22 protein-coding genes are annotated in these 24,734 nt (G+C 61.8%); 14 read left to right on the plus strand and 8 right to left on the minus strand.

Annotation, left to right across the window (positions count from 1 at the left end; genetic code table 11):
* Window position 1: 1 nt before the first annotated feature.
* From ALTERO38_RS07190 to ALTERO38_RS07230, 9 genes are read left to right on the plus strand one after another with little or no spacing between them, the layout of a single operon-like run.
* Window positions 2-790: an SDR family NAD(P)-dependent oxidoreductase gene (locus ALTERO38_RS07190; RefSeq protein WP_159967817.1), complete on the plus strand. Its 789-nt coding sequence runs from the start codon at window positions 2-4 to the stop codon at window positions 788-790.
* Complete coding sequence (locus tag ALTERO38_RS07195) at window positions 790-1,548, plus strand: SDR family NAD(P)-dependent oxidoreductase (protein WP_159967818.1); 759 nt, start codon at window positions 790-792, stop codon at window positions 1,546-1,548. Before ALTERO38_RS07190 ends, ALTERO38_RS07195 begins: the two co-directional genes overlap by 1 nt.
* Window positions 1,548-2,429, plus strand: a complete 882-nt coding sequence (locus ALTERO38_RS07200) for a DMT family transporter (protein ID WP_256663808.1) — start codon at window positions 1,548-1,550, stop codon at window positions 2,427-2,429. The genes ALTERO38_RS07195 and ALTERO38_RS07200 overlap by 1 nt, the downstream gene beginning before the upstream one ends.
* Window positions 2,426-3,202, plus strand: coding sequence for a creatininase (locus ALTERO38_RS07205; protein ID WP_159967820.1), 777 nt, complete (start codon window positions 2,426-2,428; stop codon window positions 3,200-3,202). Before ALTERO38_RS07200 ends, ALTERO38_RS07205 begins: the two co-directional genes overlap by 4 nt.
* Window positions 3,199-3,843, plus strand: coding sequence for a cysteine hydrolase family protein (locus tag ALTERO38_RS07210; RefSeq protein WP_256663809.1), 645 nt, complete (start codon window positions 3,199-3,201; stop codon window positions 3,841-3,843). The genes ALTERO38_RS07205 and ALTERO38_RS07210 overlap by 4 nt, the downstream gene beginning before the upstream one ends.
* On the plus strand, window positions 3,840-4,634 hold the full coding sequence (locus ALTERO38_RS07215) for an N-acyl homoserine lactonase family protein (protein ID WP_159967821.1): 795 nt from the start codon (window positions 3,840-3,842) through the stop codon (window positions 4,632-4,634). The genes ALTERO38_RS07210 and ALTERO38_RS07215 overlap by 4 nt, the downstream gene beginning before the upstream one ends.
* Window positions 4,631-5,434 (plus strand): hypothetical protein, encoded by an 804-nt coding sequence (locus tag ALTERO38_RS07220; protein ID WP_159967822.1) that lies wholly within the window; start codon window positions 4,631-4,633, stop codon window positions 5,432-5,434. The genes ALTERO38_RS07215 and ALTERO38_RS07220 overlap by 4 nt, the downstream gene beginning before the upstream one ends.
* Entirely contained in the window at window positions 5,431-6,324 is an 894-nt protein-coding gene (locus tag ALTERO38_RS07225) for an ABC transporter permease (RefSeq protein WP_159967823.1), read from the plus strand. Before ALTERO38_RS07220 ends, ALTERO38_RS07225 begins: the two co-directional genes overlap by 4 nt.
* Entirely contained in the window at window positions 6,321-7,160 is an 840-nt protein-coding gene (locus tag ALTERO38_RS07230) for an ABC transporter ATP-binding protein (RefSeq protein WP_159967824.1), read from the plus strand. Before ALTERO38_RS07225 ends, ALTERO38_RS07230 begins: the two co-directional genes overlap by 4 nt.
* A gap of 126 nt (window positions 7,161-7,286) precedes the next feature.
* Here the strand turns inward: ALTERO38_RS07230 and ALTERO38_RS07235 are convergent, their stop codons facing one another.
* From ALTERO38_RS07235 to ALTERO38_RS07260, 6 genes are all read right to left on the minus strand, one after another.
* The gene (locus ALTERO38_RS07235) at window positions 7,287-8,021 is read right to left on the minus strand and encodes a proteasome-type protease (protein ID WP_159967825.1); all 735 of its coding nucleotides are present in this window, start codon (window positions 8,019-8,021) and stop codon (window positions 7,287-7,289) included.
* Window positions 8,022-8,106: 85 nt separating this feature from the next.
* Complete coding sequence (locus ALTERO38_RS07240; RefSeq protein WP_102835117.1) at window positions 8,107-8,901, minus strand: transglutaminase family protein; 795 nt, start codon at window positions 8,899-8,901, stop codon at window positions 8,107-8,109.
* Window positions 8,898-9,848, minus strand: a complete 951-nt coding sequence (locus ALTERO38_RS07245) for an alpha-E domain-containing protein (protein WP_148924375.1) — start codon at window positions 9,846-9,848, stop codon at window positions 8,898-8,900. The genes ALTERO38_RS07240 and ALTERO38_RS07245 overlap by 4 nt, the downstream gene beginning before the upstream one ends.
* On the minus strand, window positions 9,848-11,260 hold the full coding sequence (locus ALTERO38_RS07250) for a circularly permuted type 2 ATP-grasp protein (protein ID WP_148924376.1): 1,413 nt from the start codon (window positions 11,258-11,260) through the stop codon (window positions 9,848-9,850). The genes ALTERO38_RS07245 and ALTERO38_RS07250 overlap by 1 nt, the downstream gene beginning before the upstream one ends.
* A gap of 349 nt (window positions 11,261-11,609) precedes the next feature.
* Window positions 11,610-14,993: an ammonium transporter gene (gene amt / locus ALTERO38_RS07255; RefSeq protein ID WP_159967826.1), complete on the minus strand. Its 3,384-nt coding sequence runs from the start codon at window positions 14,991-14,993 to the stop codon at window positions 11,610-11,612.
* A 108-nt stretch (window positions 14,994-15,101) separates the two neighbouring features.
* A complete protein-coding gene (locus ALTERO38_RS07260) occupies window positions 15,102-16,124 on the minus strand; it encodes an alpha/beta fold hydrolase (protein ID WP_159967827.1) in 1,023 nt (340 codons plus the stop codon).
* A 141-nt stretch (window positions 16,125-16,265) separates the two neighbouring features.
* Here ALTERO38_RS07260 and glnT point away from each other — a divergent pair, with 141 nt between their 5' ends.
* The 4 genes from glnT (at window position 16,266) to ALTERO38_RS07280 (ending at window position 20,736) form a co-directional block, all read left to right on the plus strand.
* Entirely contained in the window at window positions 16,266-17,630 is a 1,365-nt protein-coding gene (gene glnT / locus ALTERO38_RS07265; RefSeq protein ID WP_159967828.1) for a type III glutamate--ammonia ligase, read from the plus strand.
* A gap of 22 nt (window positions 17,631-17,652) precedes the next feature.
* Window positions 17,653-18,726, plus strand: coding sequence for a putative urea ABC transporter substrate-binding protein (locus ALTERO38_RS07270; RefSeq protein WP_159967829.1), 1,074 nt, complete (start codon window positions 17,653-17,655; stop codon window positions 18,724-18,726).
* A gap of 82 nt (window positions 18,727-18,808) precedes the next feature.
* Window positions 18,809-19,417 carry a TetR family transcriptional regulator gene (locus ALTERO38_RS07275; RefSeq protein WP_159967830.1) on the plus strand — a complete coding sequence of 203 codons (609 nt, stop codon included), beginning with the start codon at window positions 18,809-18,811 and terminating at the stop codon, window positions 19,415-19,417.
* Between the two features lie 221 nt (window positions 19,418-19,638).
* Entirely contained in the window at window positions 19,639-20,736 is a 1,098-nt protein-coding gene (locus ALTERO38_RS07280) for a hypothetical protein (protein WP_159967831.1), read from the plus strand.
* 44 nt (window positions 20,737-20,780) lie between these two features.
* On the opposite strand, the gene ALTERO38_RS07285 is transcribed toward ALTERO38_RS07280, so the two are convergent.
* Both ALTERO38_RS07285 and ALTERO38_RS07290 read right to left on the minus strand, forming a co-directional pair.
* The gene (locus ALTERO38_RS07285) at window positions 20,781-21,143 is read right to left on the minus strand and encodes a response regulator (protein WP_159967832.1); all 363 of its coding nucleotides are present in this window, start codon (window positions 21,141-21,143) and stop codon (window positions 20,781-20,783) included.
* Window positions 21,140-22,930, minus strand: a complete 1,791-nt coding sequence (locus tag ALTERO38_RS07290; RefSeq protein ID WP_159967833.1) for a PAS domain-containing protein — start codon at window positions 22,928-22,930, stop codon at window positions 21,140-21,142. The genes ALTERO38_RS07285 and ALTERO38_RS07290 overlap by 4 nt, the downstream gene beginning before the upstream one ends.
* Window positions 22,931-23,158: 228 nt before the next feature.
* On the opposite strand from ALTERO38_RS07290, the gene ALTERO38_RS07295 reads away from it, so the two are divergent.
* Complete coding sequence (locus ALTERO38_RS07295) at window positions 23,159-24,670, plus strand: CoA-acylating methylmalonate-semialdehyde dehydrogenase (protein ID WP_159967834.1); 1,512 nt, start codon at window positions 23,159-23,161, stop codon at window positions 24,668-24,670.
* Window positions 24,671-24,734: the final 64 nt, after the last annotated feature.

Consider the following 24,734-nt stretch of genomic DNA (forward strand, 5'->3'; position numbering starts at 1 on the left):
AATGCATAAAGCACTCGATTATCGCGGACGTTGTGTCGTACTCACCGGGGCTGCTGGCGGCATTGGTCGGCAGCTGGCCAAGACCTACGCCGAGGCCGGCGCCACACTGGAATTGGTCGACCGCGACTCGGACGCCCTCGCCGAACTGGTCGAAAGTTTGCAACCGGAGGGCCCGCTGCACGCCACCACGCTTGAGCTCGGCGATTGGCGGGCGGTGCAGCTCTTCGCTGACGACCTCGCCTGCCGCAACCGCTCGGTCGAGGTGCTGGTGAATAATGCCGGTGTCGAGTACCAGACACCCATTACCGAACCCACTGCCGTAGCTGACGCTTGCTGGGCGCAGCTACTGGATAACAACGTGTCGTCCATGCAGCGCCTGACCCGCGCGCTGCTGCCTCGCCTGCGCGCCGGTGCCAGCGTGATCAACCAGGCTTCGATCTGGGGCTTGAAAGGCGTGCCAGGCTTTTCCGCCTATGCGGCAAGCAAGCATGCAGTGATCGGCCTGACCCGCTCCTTGGCGTGGGAACTGGGGCCTCGGCGCATCCGCGTCAATGCCGTCTGCCCTGGCTGGATAGGCACCGATGCCGCGATGCGCTCGCTGCGCATCATGGCAGCGGAAAATGGCCGCAGCGAGACCGAAGAACTGGTCGCCGTGCTGGCCGCGCAGGCCATTCCGGAATTGCTGACTCCCGCTGACCTGTCCGGCACCTTTCTGTTTCTCGGCTCGCCGTTGGCCGCGGCGCTGACGGGTCAGGCGCTGTCGGTCAGCCACGGCGAGGTCATGCATTGATGGATCGTCTGCCACTGGAGGGCAAGGTGGCCCTGGTCACCGGCGCGGCGACCGGCATTGGTCGTGCAACCGCCGTGGGCCTGGCAAGAGCCGGCGCGCGGGTCTGGATCAATCACCTCGGCCAGCACGAACTGGCGGAACAATTGTGTGCAGAAATCGAATCGCGCGGTGGCCAGGTGCGCCATGTCGAGGCTGATGTTGGTTCTGCAGCCGCCGTTGCAGGGATGTTCGAACAGATCCTCGCCGACGGGCCGCTGGATCTGCTGGTCAACAATGCCGGGATCATCCTGGAGAAACCTTTTCTCGACACCACAGAACAGGACTGGGCGCAGGTGCTCGGCGTCGACCTGCATGGCGTCTACCGCTGCTGCCAGCACGCACTGCGCCATATGCAACCGCGCGGCTGCGGGGCCATCGTCAATGTGGCCTCGGACCTCGGTTTTCTCGGCCGCAGCGATTACGCCGCCTATTGCACCGCCAAGGCCGCAGTGATCGGCCTGACGCGCTCACTGGCCCGCGAATTCGCCGCCAGCGGCATCCGTGTGAACGCCGTCGCGCCGGGTCCCATCGCCACGGCCATGGTCTCGCCAGCGCTCATGAGTCGTGAGTGGATGGCCAAGGAACTCGACATACCCATGGCCCGGCTTGGTACGCCGGACGAGGTCGCGGCCGCCATTGTTTTTCTGCTCTCGCCTCAGGCCAGCTACTTCACCGGGCAAACACTCGGGCCCAATGGCGGCTCCTGGATGGGCGCGTGATGACCCTGCTCCCGCAGATCTTACTGGTCACCGGCGCAGTCGCCTGGGGCCTCGGCTGGCTGCCCCTGCACCATTTCGCCAGCGTCGGGCTGGTCGGCATGCCGCTGGTGCTGCTGGTCTATGGCTTGCTCAGCTTCTTCGCCATTCCAGTGCTGTGGTTCGAGCGCCGTGCGTGGGTGTCGCAGCGCAACGGTTTGCTGGCCATCGCCGTCTGTGGAGGCGGTGCGACCGCTGCGCTGGTCACGGCGCTGGCCATCGGCGAGGTGGTGCGGGTCATGCTGCTGTTCTACCTCGCACCGGTCTGGGGCGTACTGGGTGGCTGGTTGCTGCTGGGCGAACGCCTGACGCCGCTGCGTATCGGTGCCCTGCTGCTGGCCATGCTCGGCATTGCCTTGACGCTGAATATCAGCAGCGCACTGACCCACCCACTGAGCGGCAGCGACTGGCTCGCACTCGCCGCTGGTCTCGGCTTCAGCCTGAACAATCTCGCCACACGCGCCGCCGATCAGGTGCCACTGGCGAGCAAGACGTTGGCGCCGTTCCTGGGCAGTGCACTGATTGCCGTTGTGCTCTGCCCTGTGCTTGGTGAATACCCGCCACCGCTGAGTCTCACGCTGAGCTGGCAGATCGGCCTGATGGCGCTGGGCTGGCTGCTGAGCATGGCTGCGGTGCAGTACGGCGTCAGTCACATCGAGGCCGGGCGCGCTGCGGTGCTGGTGGTCTTCGAACTGGTGGCCGCCGTGCTCTCTTCCGCCTGGCTCGGCAACCAGGCCATCGGCACCCATGAATGGCTGGGTGCAGCCCTTGTCATGATTGCCGCACTGACCGCCAGCTGGCCAGAACGCCCGGCCCTGACCGTAATTCGGAGTCCTTCGCTATGAACAGCGTGCACATGGATCAACTGAGCTGGGTCGAGTACGAACACCGCGTTCGTGACGGCTCCGTGCTCTTCCTGCCTTGCGGTGCCACCGAGCAGCACGGCCCGCACCTGCCACTGGGCACCGATGCGCTGCTTGCCAGCGCCATCTGCGCTGATGTGGCGCAACGTGTCGGCGGGCTGGTCGCGCCAGCGCTGTCCTACGGCTACAAATCACAGCCCAAATGCGGTGGCGGCCAGCACTTCTGCGGCACCACCAGCCTTGATGGCGCCACGCTAAGCGCCCTGGTGCGCGACGCCGTACGCGAATTCCATCGGCACGGCGTGAAGCGATTGGTGCTGGTGGTTGGCCATTACGAAAACCAGTGGTTCGTTGGCGAAGGCATTCAACTGGCGCTACGTGATCTGGGACCGGATGCGGGGCTCGAGGTCATGCGCCTGGAGCATTGGGACTTCTGCCGTGAGGACACCCTGGCCGATGTGTTTCCAGACGGTTTTCCAGGCTTCGCCCTGGAGCACGCCGCTGTCATCGAAACCTCGCTGATGCTGCATTACTACCCCAGCCTGGTGGCGCTGGAGCGCATCCCGGACGAAGCCCCCGCCGACTTTCCAGCCTACGACATGTATCCGCCCCGCACCGAGTGGGTACCGCCGTCTGGCGTGCTGTCTTCGGCCAAGGGCTCGACGGCAGCAAAAGGTCAGCGCATGGCCGACGACATCGTGGGCGGTATTGCTGCCGCTGTGCGCGGTGAGTTTGCTCTGGAGAATCTCCTGTGAATCCGGCATTGGCGCATACCGCGCTGCTGGTAATCGACATGCAGCGTGACTTCTGCGCACCGGGTGGCTATGCCGATCAAGCCGGCCTGGACATCGAGCGGCTGCGAGCGCCCATCGAGCCGATCCGCCAGTTGCTGGTCGCCGCACGCCGTTGCGGCCTGTTCATCGCGCACACCCGCGAAGGCCATCGGGCCGACCTCAGTGATCTGCCCGAGACCAAGCGGCGGCGCGCCGAAGCCAGCGGCGCCCCCATCGGCACGCCCGGCCCCATGGGTCGCCTGATGGTGCGTGGTGAATACGGCAATGACCTGATCGATGAACTGCAACCCGAGGCGGGTGAGCCGGTGATCGACAAGCCAGGCTACAGCGCCTTCGCTCACACCGACCTGGAATTGCTGCTGCGCAATCGCGGCATTCGTCAATTGATCCTGACAGGCGTGACCACCGAAGTCTGCGTGTCTTCGACCCTGCGACACGCGGTGGACCTCGGTTTCTCCTGCCTGACCGTCGCTGATGCCTGCGGCTCGGCCTACCCCGCGCTGCACGCGGCCGCCCTGTCGATGATTGGCGTCGAGGGCGGGCTGTTCGGTGAAGTCATCACCAGTGATGCGCTCATTGCCCTGCTGGAGATGCCCGCATGACCGATGTGCTCAAACTCTGGCCGCTGCTCACCGCGACCCATCGCTACGACAAGTCCATCTCGACCCGCAATCGGGGCCAGGGTGTCCAGATCGAGGCGCCGATCCTGGCGTTTCTGATCGAGACCCGGCAGGGCCGCATCCTTTTCGACGTCGGTTGCGACTACGCCAAGCTCAGCGATCCGGAACTCAGAGCCCGTTGGTACGACCCGGTGGAGTTCCCCATGGGCCCGCCGCAGATGACCGAGGAACAGCGCCTGCCCGCGCATCTGGCCCGGCACGGCCTGACACCAGCCGACATCGACCTGGTGTTTCTCAGCCACCTGCACTTCGACCACGCCGGTGGGCTGTGCGAGCTATGCGGTTGTGATGTGCACGTGCACGAGGCCGAACTGGAGGCTGCGCTGGCCGAGGCCGACGATGCCTACTTTGCGGACGACTTCTCCGACACCATCGTCGACCAGCAGCGCTGGAAATTGCAGCGCGAGGAATACCAGCTGGTGCCGGGTGTGCAGGCGATCAACACGCCTGGGCACACCGCCGGCCACATGTCATTGATGGTCGAGCTGCCGCACGGCAAGCCGGTGATTCTGACCGGCGACGCGGCCGACCTGCAGGAAAACCTCACCGATGAAATCGCGCCCGGTCTCTGCTGGCAAGACAGAGAAGACCTGGCGCTGGACAGCATTCGCAAGCTCAAGGGATTGGCCGCCGAAGCCAAGGCTGAGTTGTGGCCGAACCACGACATGGCCTTCTGGCGAACCCTAAAACGCTTCCCGGAGTACCACGCATGAACAGTGTTCCCGAATCTTATCTGGGCGTGTGGCGACGCCGTCTGTTGACCACCACCGACGGTCGCCGCGATGAAACCAGCGATGTCTACTGGCTGCAGACCGCCCAACTGCACGCCGACATACGCATCCCTCACCCGCCCACCGCCTCCGCGTCCCTGGCTACCTGTTCGCAGGCGCAACAGCTCGACCTGTGCGAGCAATCCGGCTTTGCCGGGCTGACCCTGGTGGAGGGTGACATCTGCCAATGGCAGCGTTTGATCGATTACCAGCCACCAGGCGCTGCATCGGACATCGGCCGTATGCGTTTCGAAGGAGCGGATCAGTTGCTTGAAGACGGTTTGGACGGCCGCTATCACGAGGTGTGGCAGCGCGTTCCCGAATCGGCAGGGACCAATTGGGGCCTGTGGCTGCGCTCAGCCGATGAGCCGGAGCGACAGGCCTGTCTGCTGGTCGCCGGAGACTACTTCATGTTCGCCGCCGACCGGCCCGTGGCCCTGGACGCGGATGGCAGTCGCCTGCGCGATCAGGTCGCCCGCGCCGCGCCGGCAAAACGGCTCGAACTGCTGGCCTGCGAGGTTTCCTTCGGCCGCCAACGCAACGGTGCAACGCCCTGGATGATCAGCCACTCGACCCTGCCCGGACGTGTCGGTGACAGCCTGCTGCCAAGCTATTGGAATTTCAGTCAGCCGTCCGGCGTTCCCGAAGAGGATTTGGCCCGCATCGGCCATTTTCCGCCGGCGCTGGGCTGGGTCAGCGTGGCGAATCCGCATTTACCGACCGTTCAAGAGGTAGTCGCATGACGGCGCATTTATCCCTTACCGCAGACACCGCTCAGGATCGTCCCACGGCGGCGGAAAGGCAGCCCGCCAGCACGCCGCACTCCGTCCCGGCCAAGCCACGCCGAGCGCGCTGGTGGCGCATCCGAGGCGATCTGCCGAAAACCACGGTCTGGGCACTGGCAGCCGCAGGCCTGATTGCGCCCTTCGTGCTCTGGTGGGCCTATACCGCTCTGGGGCTGGCGGACCCGATGTTCATGCCCAGCCCCAGCGCCGTGCTCGAACGCCTGGGCCGCTGGTGGACCAGCGAAGGCTTGCTCACCGACATAGGCATCAGCGTCTGGCGGGTGATGGCTGGCTTCGGCGCCTCGGCTCTGCTCGCGCTGCCGCTGGGGCTGTACATCGGCACCTATCGCCCGGTGCAGGCTTTTCTCGAGCCACTGACCGACTTTATCCGCTACATGCCGGCGGTAGCCTTCATTCCGCTGGTGATGCTCTGGGTCGGCATCGACGAGGGTTCGAAAGTGCTGATCATCTTTATCGGCACCTTCTTCCAGATGGTCTTGATGGTGGCCGAGGACGTGCGCCGTGTACCGATGACGCAGATCGAGGCGGCGCAGACCATGGGCGCCAACCGCGGCGAGATCGTCAAGCTGGTGATCCTGCCGTCGGCGCGTCCGGCCATTCTCGATACCCTGCGCATCACCTGCGGCTGGGCCTGGACCTACCTGGTCGTCGCCGAGCTGGTGGCCGCCAATTCGGGCCTCGGCTACGCCATCCTCAAGGCACAGCGCTACATGCACACCGACAAGATCTTCGCCGGCATTCTGCTGATCGGCATCATCGGCCTGCTCACCGACCAGGGTTTCCGCTGGCTGTCACGCCGGGCCTTCCCATGGAGAAAACAAGCATGAGCGACGCCAAGATCCGCATTCAGCAGGTGGGCAAGACTTTCCTCAGCGAGAAGCGTGAGGTCGAGGCCCTGAAGGCTGTCAGCCTGGATATCCAGCCAAACGAATTCATCACCTTTGTCGGCGCATCGGGCTGTGGCAAGTCCACCCTGCTGCGCATCATCGCCGGGCTGGAAACACTCAGCCGTGGCGAAATCCTGCTCGATGGCAAGCCGGTGGATGGCCCGGGGGTCGACCGCGCCATGGTGTTCCAGCACTACAGCCTCTACCCCTGGCTGACGGTGATGAAAAACATCAAGTTCTGCCGTCAGCTCAAGGTCATCTCTGACACCGTGCGCGGCGACGGCGATGTGGAAACGGCGGCCGGCCGAGCCGATGCGTTGCTCAGTTTGATGGGCCTGACCAACTTCGCCGAGGCCTTTCCAAGCCAGCTTTCCGGCGGCATGCAGCAGCGCGTAGCCATTGCCCGCGCCTTGATGCCCAAACCCGCCACCCTGCTGATGGACGAGCCCTTCGGCGCGCTGGATGCGCAGACCCGCGAGGTGATGCATGACCTGATCCGCCATGTTCACAGGCTGGAGAAAACCACGATTCTGTTCGTCACCCATGACGTCGAGGAAGCCATCTACCTGGGCGGCCGTGTGGTGCTGATGGCGCCGAGGCCGGGGCGCATCGATTCGATCTACGACGTCCCGCTGCCTTCACAGCGCCATCAGGACATGAAGCTCTCGCCTGAATTCACCGCCCTCAAGCGCGAGATCCTCGGGCGCATCCGCGAGACCTCCGGCATGCAGACCGACCTCGACCAGCTGGCGAAACTGACGGCCATCGCGGGTTAAGCGGAGTCCTGTTCAGCGGGCGCTCATAGACCCGTGCGCCCCCGCTTTTGAGAGAAAGACAGCGGGGCCGCAAGGTTTTACATCCAGGCGCACCCTGTGCGCCATCGTGATTGAAAGCCCAGCCCTTCAGTCGAGATAAAAAGCCGGCGCTGGCGGCAACTCTTCAAGCAAACGTCGCAGAGTGCTGCACCATTGCTCACGGATCTCCAGAAAATACGGATCGCCCTCGGTAATCCGGTGGCCTTCAGGAAGCTCCAGGCTGTCCTTGCGGTAGACCATCAGGTCCAAGGGCATTCCGACCGATAAATTGCTGCGGATGGTTGAGTCGAAGGAAATGAGCGCACAACGCATCGCCTGATCCAGCGTGGTGGTGTGGCTGAGGGCGCGGTCCAGAATCGGCTTTCCGTACTTGCTTTCGCCGATCTGAAAATAAGGCGTGTCAGTCGTTGCGCAGATGAAGTTTCCTTGCGGATACAGGTTGTACAACTCGGGTTCTTCACCAGCGATTTGTCCGCCAATCAGGAACGAGCTGCTCATGTCGATTTCCGGGCCTGTGCTTGGAGCGCTGTCGTGTGCGACGACCTCCCGCATGGTTTCACCCACCAGGCGAGCCGCAGCGAACATGGTCGGCACGTTGTTCAGATGAATGCCCTCACCCGTCAGTCGATGGCGCAGCAAACTGACTACTGCCTGCGATGTTGCCAGGTTGCCGGCCGTTTGCAGCACGATCATCCGCTCGCCGGGGACCCCAAATCGATAGAGTTTGCGAAACGTCGCGATGTGATCAACGCCCGCGTTGGTTCTCGAATCCGAAACGAACACCAGTCCGTCTGCCAGGTTCATGGCTACACAATAGGTCATGCTTTTCTGGCTCGTTAAGTAAAGGCTGGCCGTATAGGAGGCGCAGATAAATAGCCTCAGTGAGCGCCGGTAATTGACCCGGTCGCTACTGCGCCGCCATTTGCATAGGCATCACCTGTACGTGTGCATGCATCGACTCGCTTCCGCCGCCGCGGCGCATGCCCCGAACTGGACAGGCATCAAGATAATCCAGCCCGACTGCCAATTTCAGATGGCGGTCGGGGCGGATCAGTCGATTGGAGACGTCAAAGCTGTACCACTGCCCCTCGAACCACGCCTCAACCCATGCGTGACTGGCGAGATGGCCGCTGTCGTCGGTCAGCAAATACCCAGACACATAGCGTGCAGGAATGCCCAGCGAACGACTACATGCGATGAATGCATGACTGTGGTCCTGGCAGACACCGGCACCGCCGGCAAATGCCTGGGCCGCGGTGCTTTCCACCTGTGTGGAGCCAGGCGTGTAGATCATGTGGTCGGCCAGTGCGTTCATCAATCCACTCAGCGCCTCTCGATCGCGACGCGCACCGCACTGGCTATGGGCGAAGTCTTTGAGGGCGCCGTCGGCCTGGGTCAGGGGGCTCGATCGCAAGAAAGGCAGCGGCGATCCCTCTTCAGCCTCACACTCACAGGATTCGTCGATTTCCACTTGCCCCTGCGCACGGATGACCAATTCGTCATGCGGCTCATCGAGCGTCAGTACATGCAAGACGTTTCCATAGGGATCACGTTGTGCACGCACGGGTCTGGGCAACTCAAGCTGCCAATTGAAGACGTGCTGCCGTTGGCTCTGCTGAGGTGTCAGCCGCAGGTACTGAATACTTGCGCGCACCTGATCCTGATAGCGATAGCTGGTGTCATGGCTGATGGATAGTTTCATGCGGCCTCCAGATAAGAAGAATGAATGGCGCTGCCCAGTCGCCCGATCTGGTCGATATAGGCCGTGATCCAGTCATGCAGACCGGTATCCAGCACTTCATCGATAGAGGTGTAACGCAAGCCCGCTTCAAGCTCGGAGGCCAGGCGTTGGGCGGGCCGACCGTTATCTCCCGGCAGACTCGCCAGAATCAGTTGCAGTTCGACCAGACAGGACCGCAGCGAACGCGGCACATCAGCCCTCAGCAGCAACAACTCGGAAACCTTTGCCGTGCGTGGAGAGCCGCGATAGATCTCGGCGAACGCTTCGAATGATGACAGCGCACGCAACAAGGCGCTCCACTGGTAGTAAGCGCGAGCGGATCTGTCGTCGAGGTTTTCGCTTTCTTCGCCAAGCAACTCGTGCCGGGCGTCCAGCAAGCGCAGCGTGTTATCGGCCCGCTCGATGAAGGTACCGAGACGGATGAACCGGTAGGCGTCGCTGCGCATGATGGTGCCCACCGTGGCGCCTCTGAACAGATGCGAGCGCTCCTTTACCCATTCGCAAAAGCGGTTGATACCGTATCGCCCGAGCCCTTGCTCCGCGATGCCAGGCATTTCCAGCCAGGCCGCATTGATGTTCTCCCACATGTCTGACGTGATGCGCCCGCGCACAGCGTGAGCGTTGCTACGCGCCAAGCGCAGGCAATTGAAGAGGCTAGCGGGATTACTCTCGTCGAGCGCAAAGAAATGCAGCATCCGGTCGACGTTCAGTTCACCCTGCTGCTCCCGATAGTGATCCAGCGTACCGGTGATCAGCAGCGGCATGGCCAGTTCGTCGAGGCCATCGCCGCGGCCATCTTGCGGCATCAATGAAAGCGAGTAGCTGACCTCCAACATGCGCGCCATGTTCTCGGCACGCTCCAAATAACGAGACATCCAATACAGATCGGCAGCCGTTCGACTGAGCATCAGCAGTCCTCCACAATCCAGGTGTCCTTGGTGCCGCCACCCTGAGACGAGTTGACGACCAGCGATCCCTCCCGTAGCGCCACGCGTGTCAGGCCGCCAGGGACCAACCGTGTCTCGCGACCGCTCAAGACGAACGGACGCAGGTCGATGTGCCGAGGCGCGATGCCGTTTTCCACGAACGTTGGGCACGTCGACAGGCAGAGGGTCGGCTGAGCGATATAGGCGCTGGGATTGACCTTGATGCGGGCACGAAACATCTCGATCTCGGCAGCGCTCGCGGCCGGTCCGACCAGCATGCCGTAACCGCCAGACCCCTGTGTTTCCTTGACGACAAGATCCTTCAGGTTCGCCAGTACATGAGAGAGATCGGCCGGCTTTCGGCATTGCCAGGTCGGCACGTTGGCCAGAATCGGCTCCTCATCCAAATAGAAGCGGATCATGTCGGGCACGAATGGATACACCGACTTGTCATCGGCAACGCCGGTGCCGATGGCATTGGCCAGGACCAGATTGCCCGCCCGATAGGCCGACAGCAGACCCGGCACGCCCAGTGAAGAGTCGGGGTTGAAGGCCAGCGGATCCATGTACGCATCGTCGAGGCGACGGTAAATGACATCGACTTTGCGAGCTCCGGAGGTGGTGCGCATGTACAGGCATTCATCACGAACAAACATGTCCGCACCTTCGACCAGCTCCACGCCCATCTCGCGGGCAAGAAAGGCATGCTCGAAATACGCACTGTTATAGCGGCCCGGCGTCATCACCACTACACACGGATTATCCAGAGGACTGGCGTTCTTCAGTGTCTCCAACAGCAGGTTGGGATAATGGTTGATCGGAGCAATGCGCTGGGCTGAAAACAGCTCAGGAAACAGCCGCATCATCATCTTGCGATCTTCCAGCATGTAGCTGACGCCGCTTGGCGTGCGCAGATTGTCTTCCAGTACGTAGTAGGTCCCGTCACCGTCGCGAACGAGGTCGACGCCTGCGATGTGTGCATAGAGGTTGCGGTGCAAATCCAGGCCCTGCATGGCCGGCTGATAACCTTCGTTGGCCAGGACCTGCTCTGCTGGAACCAGTCCCGCCTTGATGATGCGCTGGTCTCGGTAAAGATCGGCAAGAAACATGTTGAGCGCCTGCACCCGCTGAATGCAGCCCCGCTCCACGACTCGCCACTCGCTCATGGGGATCGAGCGAGGAATGGTGTCGAACGGCAGAAGACGCTCGGTGCCTTGGTCATCTCCATAAAGGGTGAAGGTTATCCCGGCACGGTGAAACAGGAGGTCGGCCTCGCGCCTCCTTTGCGCGAGCAGCTCGGGTGGCGTATCGGAAAGCCAGGTCGAGAACGCTTGGTAGTGCGAGCGGCATTTGCCCTGCGCATCGTACATCTCATCGTAAAAAACGCGGTCCATGCGGAGCCCTCGAACAGAAACCTGCCCAACAGCAGTGCAAACTACGCGCCACGCGGTATAGCCCCACTGATTACGATGACATTGGGCTGTGGATCAGCGCAGTCCGCACCGTTACTGAGCATTCTGAACGGGGCTGGGAACGCGACGCTCCGTTTTGAGACATGGCTCACGATTTTGAAGGCGTTGGCTCTGCGAAATGCTTCGGCATTACGAATGCCTGCAAAGACGCCGGCGCCATCAGACAGCAATGCGGCAACAGCCCGACTTCCGACCTATCACTACGAAAACAATCGGAAGCGAGCAGCGCTCAAACAGCGATGTGCGTCGCCACGTCAGCCGACGCTGCCCTTCAGCGCGGCATCATCCGCACCCCGGACAGTTCGGACAGCGGTCCCGGCCGGCCCAGGTGATAGCCCTGCACGTAGTCGACGCCGATCTCCTGCAGGCACTCGAGAATGGCCGCCGACTCGACGAACTCCGCCACCGTGCTCAGCCCCATTTCGTGGCCGATGTTGTTGATCGAAGCCACCATGGCTCGTGCAATCGGGTCCTGGTCAATGTCGCGTACGAAACTGCCATCGATCTTCAGATAGTCCACTGGCAAGGTCTTCAGATAGCCAAAGGACGACAAACCGGAGCCGAAGTCATCCAGCGCGAAGCTGCAGCCGACCGCCTTGAGCCTCTTCATGAAAGTCATCGCGCGGCTAAGGTTGGCGATTGCTGCGGTTTCGGTGATCTCGAAACAGAGGCAATTGGGGGGGATCCGGTGACGCTCGATGGCTGACAGGACGAATTCGAGAAAGCCCTCCTCCCCCAGCGAGGTTGCCGACAGGTTGATCGAATAATGCCCGAGCGACGCACCGGGGCGACGTCGCAGATCGCCAACCCATGCCAGAAAATTACCCACGACCCAGCGGTCCACCGCCGGCGCCAGGTCGTAGCGCTCGGCCGCCGGCATGAACGCTCCGGGCGGAATGATGCTGCCATCCTCGCCCTGCATGCGTACCAGCACTTCATAACGCTGCGAACCGTCGTCGCCTGCGGCACGCACGATGGGCTGGACGAACAGCCGCAACAGGTCGCCGTCCAGCGCTTGCCTGAGCCGCTGCGTCCATTGCATCTCGCCGCGACGTTCCATCAGTTGTTGATCGTCCGCCTGATACACATGCACGCGATTGCGACCGCCGTCCTTGGCCGCATAGCAGGCGCTGTCAGCGGCGCCCAGCAAAGGCCCCAGGGTTTTGACGTGTTCATCAATGGCTACCAGGCCGATGCTGGCGCCAACCGCAAAGCTCTTGCCGTCCCAACTGAAGCGAAACTCGTCTACCGCGTGGCGTATGTCTTCGGCTATCCGCACCGCCTGCTGCAACGAGCAGTCGTTGAACAGGATGCCGAATTCATCGCCGCCCAGCCGCGCCAGCAGATCACTGCCACGCACGCGGCCTTTCAGTAACTGGCCCAGTTGGCGCAGCAGCTCGTCACCGGCTGCGTGGCCACAGGTGTCGTTGACCACCTTGAACTGATCCAGATCCATATAGCAGAGAACATGGTCGCCACCGCTGCACTCACGTAGCAGCGATTCGATTCGACGTTCGAACGCAGAGCGATTCATCAGCCCGGTGAGGTTGTCGTGGTTGGCCTGGAAGGTCAGCTTGCGGGCCAACTGGTGAGTAACCGTGACATCACGAAAGGTCAGCACCGCACCGATGATTACCCCTTCGGCGTCGCGGATGGGCGCCACCGCATCCTGCACCGCCAGTCGTGTGCCATCTGGCCGCTGCAGAAAGCCCGGCGGCCGTTCGGTACGATCCTGACGGTCGCTTCTGCGCCGCAGACCGAGGCTTGCGGCGTTGGGCAGTCGCGCACCAGTCGCTTCGTCGAAGAGCTGATACACCTCATCAAGCACCAGCCCCTGTGCGGCGGCCTGGCTCCAACCGATGAGACGCTCTGCACTGGGGTTGAGATAGCGCACACGCCCGAGCCTGTCGGTGGTGATCACACCATCGCCAATGGATGCCAGGGTGACCTGGGCGAGCATTTTCTCTGCAAACAGCTGCTCTTCGACCTGCCGGCGCTCGGTGATGTCTCGCACCATGCAGACAAACGCGTCATCCGGGCGACCACCCTGGCTGGCGGTCAGCTCTGCGGCGAACAACTCACCGTCTTTGCCGTGCAGCATCATTTCGGCTTTCATCTCGCCGCCGGCCTCCGGCAGCAGCGACGCGTTGCTGCCTAAGACAAAACGTTGAAAGGGCTGCCCGATGATCTGCTCGGCCGGCAAGCCGAACAGCCGCTCGGCACCCGGGTTGCAGCTGGTCAGGATGCCGTCTCGCCCATAAGTGACGATGCCGTCGCGAATATCCCGCACGATGGTCTGCGTCTTCGCCACGGCATCTTCCAGAGCGCGAATTACCTTGTTGTATTGCTCCGCGATCTGGCCTACCTCGGTGAAGGGTTCCACCTCCACTTCGCGCTGGAACTGCCCTTGCCGCTGATGCTCGGCCATGGCGTCAAGCAGCTCGATCAGTTCGGTGCGTGCGCCATGCTCGCTGACGTTCAGCCCCACCCGCTCGTCATCGGGGTCCACCCGCATCGGGTAATAACGATTGATCACTCGCAACAGCAGATAGGTCACGCCAAAGGCCCAGACCGCACACACTAATACGCCCTGCAGCTGAACCATCAGCTGATCGAGGCGACCCAGGCCAGTGCCGAGCAGTAGCGGGTCAGCGAACAGCGGCACCGCAACGGTGCCCCACAAGCCGGCCGCCAGGTGCACCGGCACTGCGCCGACGGCGTCATCGATACCGCAGCGCACCAATAGTCGGTCCGACAGCCACATGGCCAGGCCCCCGCCCGCGCCGATCAGCAGGGAATCCGCAATACCGACCGCATGCGCGCTGGCGGTAATGGCCACCAAACCTGCCAGCATGCCGTTGAGCAACGCGACGGGCGCGATGTAGCCGTGGCGCCACTGCGACAGCAACATCGACAAGGCCATGCCGGCCATGCCTGCCACTACGGTATTCACGACAATCCCCGGCACACGCCCGTCGAAGCTTAGGGTGCTGCCACCATTGAACCCAAACCAGCCGAACAGCAGCAGCAAGCCGCCCAGCATCGCCAGCGGCAGGTTCGAACCCGGCATGTTCTGCCGCAACCACTTGCTATCGAAGCGTCCCGCCCGAGGGCCGATAACCATAATGGTTGCCAGCGCGATCCAGCCACCGACCCCGTGCACCACGGTGGAACCGGCAAAGTCGACAAAGCCTTGCTGCGCCAGCCAACCCTGCCCCTCACGCAGGGCACCACCCCAGGCCCAATGGCCGAACAACGGGTAGATCAAACCAGCCGAAAGTGCAGCAACGATCAGATAGGCATTGAAACGCATGCGCTCAGCCGCTGCGCCGGACACGATGGTGGCGGCGGTCGTGCAGAACATGGCCTGGAACAGGAAAAACGCCATCGGCCAGCTGTCGTCGATGGCGAAGTCGAGCATGAACAAACCCGAGCCCATCAGGCCGTCCTGACTGGTGCCGAACATCAGCGCAAAGCCGAACAACCAATACAACAGCAAGGCGATGCACAGGTCGGCCATGTTCTTGGTTGCAACATTGATAGCGTTCTTGCTGCGCGTCAGACCGGCCTCCAGGCACAGAAAGCCAATCTGCATGTTGAACACCAGCCCGGCGCAGAGCACTACCCAGAGAATATCGATGGAATCTTTCGGCATAGGTGTCCCATGGAAGAAGTCGGCAGCGGCAGCGGTATGCACAGCACCTGGCAGCGCTGGCCAATAGCTATTAGCGAGAAACGTGCCAGTCCGGAAAAGACTTTTTGGTCAGGATGCGAGCAGGTCATGCATGGCAGAGAAGACCTGCGCCATGGCCTCTGGGCTGCGCCCAGGCCCGCCCGCGCAATGGCCCCAGTCCGACTCCAGCACGCGCAGTTCGGCGTTGGGCATCAGCGAGGCTTCGTGGCGCGCGTCCTCCACGGTGAAGTAAAGGTCGGTGCTGCTCGGCATGATGATCGCCCGCGCCGAGAGGCGGGCCAGCGCGTCCTCCAGGCTGCCCGCGCCGGCCAGCACCGACGGATCAGCCGACTGCCAGGTAGCCAGCACGCACAGCAGATCGTTGGCATCCTGTTCCAGATGGTCTTGCTCCCAGTAGTCGAGCAAGGCGTCGAGACTGGTGAAACCCAGTTCACGCCACTGTTCGTTGCGAAAGAACGCCTGCGAGTAGGCCCAACCGGCATAGGCGCGACCGAAGGCTCGCAGGCCGCGTTCGGGTGCTTGGGTATAGCGCCCGCCCCGCCAGGCCGAGTCAGCCTGCAACGCAGCCTTTACACCTTCGAGGAAGACGAAGTTGTGCGGCCAGCATCGCGCCGTGCAACAAAACGGCAGGATGCTTTGCACCTTTTCAGGGAACACCAATGCCCAGTAAAGCGCCTGCATCCCGCCCATGGACCAGCCCGTCACCAGCCGCAATTGCCAGGACGGCCCGAACAGCTGGTCGAGCAGCATGCGTTGAGCCCACACGTTGTCAGTCAGCGTGATGCGGGGAAAGTCAGCGCCCTGCTGCCCTGCGGCGGCATTACTGGGAGAGCTGGACCAGCCGGCACCGAACAGATTGGTCAGCACCACACAGTAGTCACCACCGGCCAGGGGGCTACCTGCACCAAGCAGGGGCAGACTGCCCCAATGCGAGCCACCGTAGTAGCTGGGAACCAGCGCGATGTTGTCTTTCTGGGCATTTGGCGAACCCACAACCTGATAGCACAACTGCGCTTTTTGCAAAGTCTGGCCACTGTCGAGCACTAGATCGCCCAACTCTGCGTATTGCTTTAGTCGTTCAACTTCAATCACTTGCAGGCCTCCTGAGGCACATTGGCGACGACCTTTGCGGGCTTCGCCATACCGTTTCTATACACACTGGCATGTATATTGGATGAAGGATTCGTGCCACAGCGCATGACGCTGGCCCGAATTCAGCAAGGGATTTTCACCATGACGACCTTTCCGCTTTCCCAGATCGACGAACTCAAACAAGGCCTGCAGGACAAGGGCGTCAAGTACGCCATGGCCAGCTACGTGGACATGCACGGGGTAATCAAGGGCAAGTTCGTGCCACTGGCTCATCTGGGCCAGATGCTGCGCGGTTCCGAGCTCTATACCGGCGCTGCGCTCGACGGCGTGCCGCAGCAGATCAGCGACAACGAAGTCGCCGCTATGCCGGATCCGGCCAGCGCCACCCAATGCAGTTGGAACCGCAGCCTGGCCTGGTTTGCCAGCGACCTGTACCTGGACGGCAAGCCCTTCGACGCCTGCTCACGCGGCATTCTCAAGCGCCAGACCGAAGCAGCGGCCGAGATGGGCTACAGCTTCAACCTGGGCATCGAAACCGAATTCTTCCTGTACAAGGACACGCCGGACGGCGGTTTCGCCCCGCTCAGCGATCGCGACACCGCGGCCAAGCCCTGCTACGACCCACGCCTGCTGATGGACAACCTGCCGGTGATCGATGAGCTGGTCGAAGCCATGAACGAGATGGGCTGGGGCGTCTATTCCTTCGACCATGAAGACGCCAACGGCCAGTTCGAAACCGATTTCAAGTATTCGGACGCGCTCACCATGGCCGACCGCTTCGTGTTCTTCCGCATGATGGCCAACGAGATCGCCCGCAAGCACGGCGCCTTCGCCACCTTCATGCCCAAACCCTCAGCGCAGCGCACCGGCAGCGGCGCGCACTACAACATGTCGCTGGCGGACCTGGCCTCCGGCAAGAACCTCTTTGAGGTAGACGGCAATGACCCCCATGGTTGTGGCGTCACCCCGCTCGCCTACCACTTCATTGCTGGCGTGTTGAAACACGCCAAGGCCATCTGCGCCGTGATCGCGCCCACCGTGAACAGCTACAAGCGCCTGATCCGCAAGGGCGCCATGTCCGGCTCGACCTGGGCGCCGGTGTTTGTCTGCTACGGCAACAACAACCGCACCAACATGCTGCGCATTCCATCCCAGGGCGCGCGCGTGGAATGTCGCGCGGCGGACATCGGCTGCAACCCTTATCTCGGCGCCGCGATGATCCTCGCCGCCGGCCTTGAAGGCATCCGCGAAAAGCTCGAACCGGGCCAGCCGCACCGCGAAAACATGTACGACTACAGCGAAAAAGACGTCGCAGACATGGGCATCGAGACCCTGCCGCGCACGCTGTCCGAAGCCATCGACGCCTTCGAGGCCGACCCGCTGTCGCGCCAGGTGTTCGGCGATGCCATGTACCAGGCCTTCGTCGACTACAAGCGCGACGAATGGAATGCCTACCACACCCACGTTTCCGACTGGGAAATCCAGCGCTACCTGAAATTCTTCTGACCAGATGACAAGGAGATTCACCATGCAAGCCAATACCTTCAAGCGAGCACTCTGTGCCGGCGCCGTCATCTTCGCTGCGCTTTCGCCGTTCGCCGCCCAGGCTGAAGAAAAGAAAAGCTTCGACATCGCTTGGACCATCTACGCCGGCTGGATGCCCTGGCAGTACGCCGACGAGTCGGGAATCATGAAAAAGTGGGCCGACAAGTACGGGATCGAGGTCAACATCACCCAGATCAACGACTACGTTGAATCCATCAACCAGTACACCGCGGGCCAGTTCGACGGCGTGGTCGCCACCAGCATGGATGCACTTTCGATCCCGGCTGCGGGCGGCGTCGATACCACAGCACTGATCGTTGGCGACTACTCCAACGGCAACGATGGGCTGGTGATGAAGGGCAGCGCTGATCTGAAAAGCCTCAAGGACCAGCAGATCCATCTGGTCGAACTGTCGGTCTCGCACTACCTGCTGGCCCAGGCGCTGGACAGCGTGGGGATGAGCGAGCGCGACGTGCAGGTGGTGAACACCTCGGATGCCGACCTGGTCGCCGCCTTCAGCACCGACGACGTGCGCAACGTGGTGACCTGGAATCCGCTGCTGGATGAAGTCGCCGCAATGCCCGACGCGCACAAGGCCTTCGACTCCAGCAATATCTCCGGTCACATCAAGGACTTGACCATCGTCAACAGCGAAACGCTGGCTGACAACCCGGACTTCGGCAAAGCGCTGGTCGGCGCCTGGTACGAGGTGATGGGCATTCTTGAAAGCGATACCGAGGAAGGGGCGAAAGCACGTGCGGCCCTTGGTCAGGCATCGGGCACCGATCAAGCCGGTTACGAGAGCCAGCTCAAGGGCATGAAGATGTTCTGGACGCCAACCGATTCGTTGGCCTTCATTCAGAGCGATGAGGCTTATCAGGCGATGGACAGCGTTCGTCAGTTCTCCTTCGATCACGGCCTGCTGGGCGACGGCGCCGACTCGGTTGATTTTGTCGGCATCGCCATGCCGGGCGACAAGTTGCTCGGCTCCGAGAGCAACGTCAAACTGCACTTCGATACCACCTACATGCAAATGGCGGCGGATGGAAAGCTGTAGAAAGCGTCTGGCTTCTAGCTTCCGGTCCAACGCTGGAAGCTAGAGCGCCCTCGCCCCACCCTCAACCCCGACGATCAAGCCCATGCGCCGTACGAAAGAAGACGCCGAGCAAACCCGCCTGAAGATCATCGCTGCCGCGCTGGAGCTGTTCAGCAAGAACGGTTATTCCAATACAACGCTGGCGATGATCGCTGACGAAGCGGGTTTCAGCCGTGGTCCGATCTACTGGCACTTCAAGAACAAGGACGAGTTGTTTCAGGCGGTTCTGGGATTTTCCCAGCAGCCGCTGGAGCAGTTGATCTCGCAGAGCCTGGGCATGGCGGATGAGCCGAGGTCGGCGCTTGAACACTTCATCAGCGAGTGGTTCCGCCTGTTGCTTGAAGATCGCTGGCACCGGCAGTCGTTCGAGATCTTGTTGAACAAGACCGAGTTCACCGAGCAGATGGCCGATACGCTCAAGCGTGAGCGCAAACTGACACGCGACATTGTCAAGCTGCTGGAGCAGCTGATCGAAGCGGCAGACTCCGGCAACAGCCCTGCTCCAGCCAAGTCGCACAGCCGTGCGCTGTTTCTCTATGCAAGCCTCATGGGCATCACCCACAGCTGGCTGTTCTCGCCTGAACTGTTCAGCCTCAAGTCGCAACAGGCATTGTTCACTCAGCAACTGCTGGCCGCCTGGCCACGGACCTAAGCAGACGCGGCCCCTTGCCACGCGGCCCTGCGGGTTCTTTATTTCCAATCGGTACAAAGCACAATGGTGGCAATACCCGCCTGAGACTCAGTGACTGCGTCTAATACAGAGCGACGGTGACCGGATTAATCCTCCATCCGCGCCAGATAAGCTTTCCGGCGGATACACAGCGGCAAACCCGACGAATAGAACTCAGGCTCCTGCACCGGAGGGACTCTGACATGCAAGCCACAAGAACGATTCTGGCAGCCGCCATTTCCGTACTGCTCATCAACCACGCCTACGCGGTCACTGAATCAACCCAGGACCAGGCGGGGTCCGACAACTACGCCGATGTCTTCCAGCGAGGCGAAGACAGCAGTATTTCCCAGCGCCAGAGCGGTACAGGCAACGTCGTTTACACCGACCAACGCGGTGCCGGGATGACGGCCGACAGCGAACAGGTCGGCAGCGGCAATATCTCAACCACCGATCAGAGTGGCGTTAACGGTAACGTCGCGATCAGCCAGGACGGGGAATACAACCTGGCCACGGTTCTTCAATCCTCGATAGGCACAGGCCAGTCGGTAGCCATATCCCAGGCCGGGATCAGCAACGTGGCTTATGTCGAACAACCAGACGGTGCCGGCAACGCCGCCACGGTTACCCAGAATGGCCAGGGCAACGCCACCGAGGTGTTCCAGGTTGGCCGTCTAGGGAAAAGCTACACCGGCGTTCAGAACGGTGACGGCAATACGGCCTACATCGAACAGACCGGCGGCGCCGCTGCCGATACCGAGCAGAGCGGTACAGCCAACGTCATCAGGCTCACCCAGGATGGTTTCCCTTATGGTGCATACGCGTCGATCAGCCAGAACGGCATAGGTAATGAGGCAACCCTAGACCAGCGTTCCGGGGGACGCTATTCGTCCGGTGATGTAACGCTGGTGCAAATCGGTACGGACAACGTCGCCGATGTCGTGGAGTCTGGTGGCTTCTCTTCGTTCTCTTTCACTCAGGATGGCACTGGCAACGTGCTGACCGCAGAGCAAGGCGGACGCTCGACGACAGTCGTCGGTCGCTCTACGGGTAACGAAAACCGGGTCGACATCGAGCAGAGCTTCGATGGCAGTGGTCTCGTCATCGACCAGAACGGGACGGCCAACGAGATCGATGTGGTTCAGATGGGCTACTACAGCAGCGGCACCGTCGAGCAGACCGGCACGGAGAATTACGCTTCGCTCCTGCAGACCGGTGCGTGGGACAACGTGCAGCAGTACGACGCGACCATCAGGCAGGACGGCATGGGCAATTCGGCGATTGTTACGCAGGGGCCATAACGCCCAGCGCCTGCAGCCGCCTCATTCCGCAGCAGCAGGCCAGTTCAATCAGCAGCCAGGGCCCGGCGCACGACTTGTTCGAGGTCACTGAAGAAGAAAGGTTTTTGCAGCGTCGGAATGTGCGCGTAGCGCGGGTCCATTCCGACCGAGCCATAGCCGGTCGCGAATACCAGCGGAATGTTGCGGCCAATCAGTCGATCGGCAATCGGAAAGCTACTTACCCCGTCCAGATTGACGTCCAGCACCGCCAGATCGAAATCACCGTTCTCGGCAGCCTGCATGCCTTCGGCAAACCGCGGCACCAGCTCCACATGCTCGCAGCCGATATCCTGCAGCATGTCTTCCAGCAGCATCCCGACCAGCGCCTCATCCTCGATGACCAGTACTCTTGAACACAGTCCGCTCATTGCAATGGCACCTCGATATCGCAGACAACGCCACCACTGGGAAAAGCGAGACGTACTTCAGCGTTCAGTTCACCGGCCAGACCGCGTTCGAGCAGGCGCGACCCGAAGCCTTTTCGCACGGGGGGTGAAACGATCGGCCCGCCGCCCTCTTCCCAGTGCAACTGCAAAGTGGCTGTCTGCTCTGACTGTGACAACTTCCAGACGATGCGAACCTGGCCCGAATCGATGGACAAGGCCCCATATTTGGCCGCGTTGGTGCACAGCTCATGCAGTGCCATGGCCAGCGCCAGTGCCTGCTTGGGCCGCAACCGCTGCGCCGGCCCCTCACTGATGAAACGCTGGCGACCATCGACCCGAAACGGCGCGATAGCCTGTTCAATCACCTCACGCAGGTCAGCGGCTTGCCAGTTCTCCCGAGACAACACGTCGTGCGCCTTTGATAGCGCAATCAGCCGCCCTTCAAACCAGTGATAGCCCTGGTTGCTGGCGTCTCGACGAAAGCTTTGCGCAGCGATCGACTGCACCGTCGCGAGCGTGTTCTTGACTCGATGATTGAGCTCATTGAGCAACAGCTGGCGGTGGTCTTCGGCGACTTTGCGCTCGGTGATATCGACCAGCATGTTGACCGCACCGATCAGCTCGCCCGCGCCATTGCGCAGCGGCGCGGGATAAGCGAGAAACGGCACGCGGGTTCCGTCAGGGCGCTCGGCTATCGCTTCGGCGCCCTGAATGGCGCTGTTTTCGGTAAGCGCCACCGCCATCGGGCAATCCTCGTGACCCATCGGTGTGCCGTCTGGCCAATACAACCGCCAGGTCACGCACCACTCATCGCTCCCGATCACCGGTACACGCCCGGCCAGCTCGACACAAGCCTGGTTGAAATAGCTGACCTTGCCATTCGCATCGGTGGTGTAAACGGCTGTGGGCAAGGCTTCCAAAAGATCGCGCAAGCGCTGTTCTGCCTCTCGGTTAGCGGCCTCCAGCTGCTTGCGTTCGGTGATGTCGCGGGTAATTGCCAGTTGCACGTAACCGCCGCTGGATCCGTTGCTGCCGTCTGGCATCGTCATGGGCACCGCGTGGGTTTCCATGTGCCGTCGTTCCCCAGCGAGGTTGATGATGTCGAATTCCCAGCTGAGTTTTTCGCCGTCGCAAACGCGCAGATGTTGCTCCTGCCAATACGCGCGGTGCTCAGACGCAACCAGCTCGAATACGCAGCCACCCTCTACGTCCTCTGAAGCATTTGCTGCCAGCATCTTCAGGCCGGCGGGGTTCATCTGGACCAGCGTCCCGTCGCGATCAACCACCTTCACGCACTCGGGCGTGTGGTTCACCATCGCACTCAACCAATCGACGTTACGCCGCCGGTCAGCACTCGATTGCCGCGCTGGCGTAATCGCCTGAAAGCAGACGACGGCGCCGGTGATCTGCCCGGCGTCGTTGCGCAGCGCTTCGATATTGGCCAGTGCGGCCGCCGGAATGCCATCGGGACGCTCGATCAGCAGCGCGACGTCCTGAGCGGCGCGTCCCGTGCGGATCGTGTGCGCCAAAGGGGTATCGGCAAGGGGAATCAGCTCGCCATCGCTTCGGACTATTCGCAGACGGCTATGACTGGCTAACACACCGCCGCACAGCTGATCGGCCATTCGGTTGTAGCGCAGCACGGCGCCATTGGCGTCGAGCACGCACACACCCATAGGCATGACGTCGAATACGGGATCATCGAACGGCGACGACTCCGCAAGGGATTCGGCTACCAGGTTCGCACCGGGGATATTTGCAATCTGCATCAGCACCTTTCACGACCAGTCGATGGATGTCCCGCCGACAGAGTTTACCGAACCAAGCGAGACGGCGGGTCCAGGCAGCCCAGCAGTATTCACCGCGAAGGACAGCGTGTGCATTTATGCAGACCAGCTATGCAGCGAGCCGCATTGATGTCGGCAAATATGCACTCTAGGATCAGGACAGCTCCATCCATTCTTCTATCCAAAGAACAACAATCGCTAGGACACGCCATGACCCAGTCAAGTGCCATCCCCACAGTCAAACTCCTGATCGGCGGTGAGCTGGTCGAGTCATCAACCAGCGAATGGCGCGACATTGTCAACCCGGCGACGCAGGAAGTCCTGGCCCGCGTGCCCTTCGCCACCGAAGCCGAAATGAACGCCGCAGTCGCCAGTGCCAAGGAAGCCTTCAAGACCTGGCGCAAGACCCCCATCGGCGCACGCTCGCGGATCTTCCTCAAGTACCAGCAGCTGATCCGCGAGAACATGAAGGAGTTGGCGGCGATCCTCACCGCTGAACAGGGCAAAACACTGCCAGACGCCGAGGGCGACGTTTTTCGCGGCTTGGAAGTGGTTGAACACGCCGCCGGTATCGGCAATCTGCAACTGGGCGAACTGGCCAACAACGTCGCCACCGGCGTCGACACCTATACCCTGCTGCAACCGCTGGGTGTCTGCGCCGGCATCACGCCGTTCAATTTCCCGGCGATGATTCCGCTGTGGATGTTCCCCATGGCGATTGCCACCGGAAACACTTTTGTTCTCAAACCATCCGAGCAAGACCCGATGGTGACCATGCGTCTCGCCGAACTGGCGATGGAAGCTGGCGTGCCGCCGGGCGTGCTGAACGTCATTCACGGCGGCGCCGACGCGGTGAATCTGATCTGCGATCACCCGGACATCAAGGCCGTTTCCTTTGTCGGTTCGACCAAGGTCGGCACCCATGTCTACAACCGCGCCAGCCAGGCCGGCAAGCGCGTGCAGTGCATGATGGGCGCCAAGAACCACGGCATCATCCTGCCCGACGCGCACAAGGAGCAGACCCTCAACAACCTCGTCGGCGCGGCCTTCGGCGCAGCTGGCCAGCGCTGCATGGCGCTGTCGGTGCTGATCCTAGTGGGCGAAGCACAGAGCTGGCTGCCGGATCTGGTCGCCAAGGCCAAAACACTGAAGGTTAATGCGGGTGCTGAAAGCGGGACCGATGTCGGCCCCGTGGTGTCCTGCACTGCGCTGGATCGCATCAGTTCGCTGATCGAGCACGGCGTGTCGGAAGGTGCAGAACTGGTGCTGGACGGCCGCAATCCGCAGGTCTCGGGCTTTGAGAAAGGCAACTTCGTCGGGCCGACCATCTTTTCCGGGGTGAAGCCGGACATGACCATCTACCGGGAGGAAATCTTCGGCCCGGTGCTCTGCGTGATGCAGGTCGACACACTCGACCAAGCCATCGAACTGATCAACGCCAACCCCAACGGCAACGGCACCGCCCTGTTCACCCGTTCCGGCGCCGCAGCCCGGCATTTTCAGGAAGAGATCGACGTTGGCCAGGTCGGCATCAACGTCCCGATCCCGGTACCGGTACCCATGTTCTCCTTTACCGGCTCGCGCGCCTCCAAGCTTGGCGACCTCGGCCCGTATGGCAAGCAAGTGGTGCAGTTCTACACTCAGACCAAGACCATCACACAGCGCTGGTTCGATGAAAACGAGGTCGGCGGCCCGGTGAACACCACCATCAACCTCAAATAACCGGATCGGCGTCGGCTAAACACCCGGCGCCGTTTCAGCCGTCAATCAGAACAAGAAGGAAACG

This window comes from Pseudomonas sp. 9Ag (assembly GCF_902506445.1).
GTDB classification, from domain to species: domain Bacteria; phylum Pseudomonadota; class Gammaproteobacteria; order Pseudomonadales; family Pseudomonadaceae; genus Stutzerimonas; species Stutzerimonas stutzeri_AB.

Bases quoted from the DNA above. Each gene is read 5' to 3' on its own strand.
- ALTERO38_RS07190 (WP_159967817.1), top strand. From the start codon at position 2: ATGCATAAAGCACTCGATTATCGCGGACGTTGTGTCGTACTCACCGGG.
- ALTERO38_RS07195 (WP_159967818.1), top strand. From the start codon at position 790: ATGGATCGTCTGCCACTGGAGGGCAAGGTGGCCCTGGTCACCGGCGCG.
- ALTERO38_RS07200 (WP_256663808.1), top strand. From the start codon at position 1,548: ATGACCCTGCTCCCGCAGATCTTACTGGTCACCGGCGCAGTCGCCTGG.
- ALTERO38_RS07205 (WP_159967820.1), top strand. From the start codon at position 2,426: ATGAACAGCGTGCACATGGATCAACTGAGCTGGGTCGAGTACGAACAC.
- ALTERO38_RS07215 (WP_159967821.1), top strand. From the start codon at position 3,840: ATGACCGATGTGCTCAAACTCTGGCCGCTGCTCACCGCGACCCATCGC.
- ALTERO38_RS07220 (WP_159967822.1), top strand. From the start codon at position 4,631: ATGAACAGTGTTCCCGAATCTTATCTGGGCGTGTGGCGACGCCGTCTG.
- ALTERO38_RS07225 (WP_159967823.1), top strand. From the start codon at position 5,431: ATGACGGCGCATTTATCCCTTACCGCAGACACCGCTCAGGATCGTCCC.
- ALTERO38_RS07230 (WP_159967824.1), top strand. From the start codon at position 6,321: ATGAGCGACGCCAAGATCCGCATTCAGCAGGTGGGCAAGACTTTCCTC.
- ALTERO38_RS07235 (WP_159967825.1), bottom strand. From the start codon at position 8,021: ATGACCTATTGTGTAGCCATGAACCTGGCAGACGGACTGGTGTTCGTT.
- ALTERO38_RS07240 (WP_102835117.1), bottom strand. From the start codon at position 8,901: ATGAAACTATCCATCAGCCATGACACCAGCTATCGCTATCAGGATCAG.
- ALTERO38_RS07245 (WP_148924375.1), bottom strand. From the start codon at position 9,848: ATGCTCAGTCGAACGGCTGCCGATCTGTATTGGATGTCTCGTTATTTG.
- ALTERO38_RS07250 (WP_148924376.1), bottom strand. From the start codon at position 11,260: ATGGACCGCGTTTTTTACGATGAGATGTACGATGCGCAGGGCAAATGC.
- amt (WP_159967826.1), bottom strand. From the start codon at position 14,993: ATGCCGAAAGATTCCATCGATATTCTCTGGGTAGTGCTCTGCGCCGGG.
- glnT (WP_159967828.1), top strand. From the start codon at position 16,266: ATGACGACCTTTCCGCTTTCCCAGATCGACGAACTCAAACAAGGCCTG.
- ALTERO38_RS07270 (WP_159967829.1), top strand. From the start codon at position 17,653: ATGCAAGCCAATACCTTCAAGCGAGCACTCTGTGCCGGCGCCGTCATC.
- ALTERO38_RS07275 (WP_159967830.1), top strand. From the start codon at position 18,809: ATGCGCCGTACGAAAGAAGACGCCGAGCAAACCCGCCTGAAGATCATC.
- ALTERO38_RS07280 (WP_159967831.1), top strand. From the start codon at position 19,639: ATGCAAGCCACAAGAACGATTCTGGCAGCCGCCATTTCCGTACTGCTC.
- ALTERO38_RS07285 (WP_159967832.1), bottom strand. From the start codon at position 21,143: ATGAGCGGACTGTGTTCAAGAGTACTGGTCATCGAGGATGAGGCGCTG.
- ALTERO38_RS07290 (WP_159967833.1), bottom strand. From the start codon at position 22,930: ATGCAGATTGCAAATATCCCCGGTGCGAACCTGGTAGCCGAATCCCTT.
- ALTERO38_RS07295 (WP_159967834.1), top strand. From the start codon at position 23,159: ATGACCCAGTCAAGTGCCATCCCCACAGTCAAACTCCTGATCGGCGGT.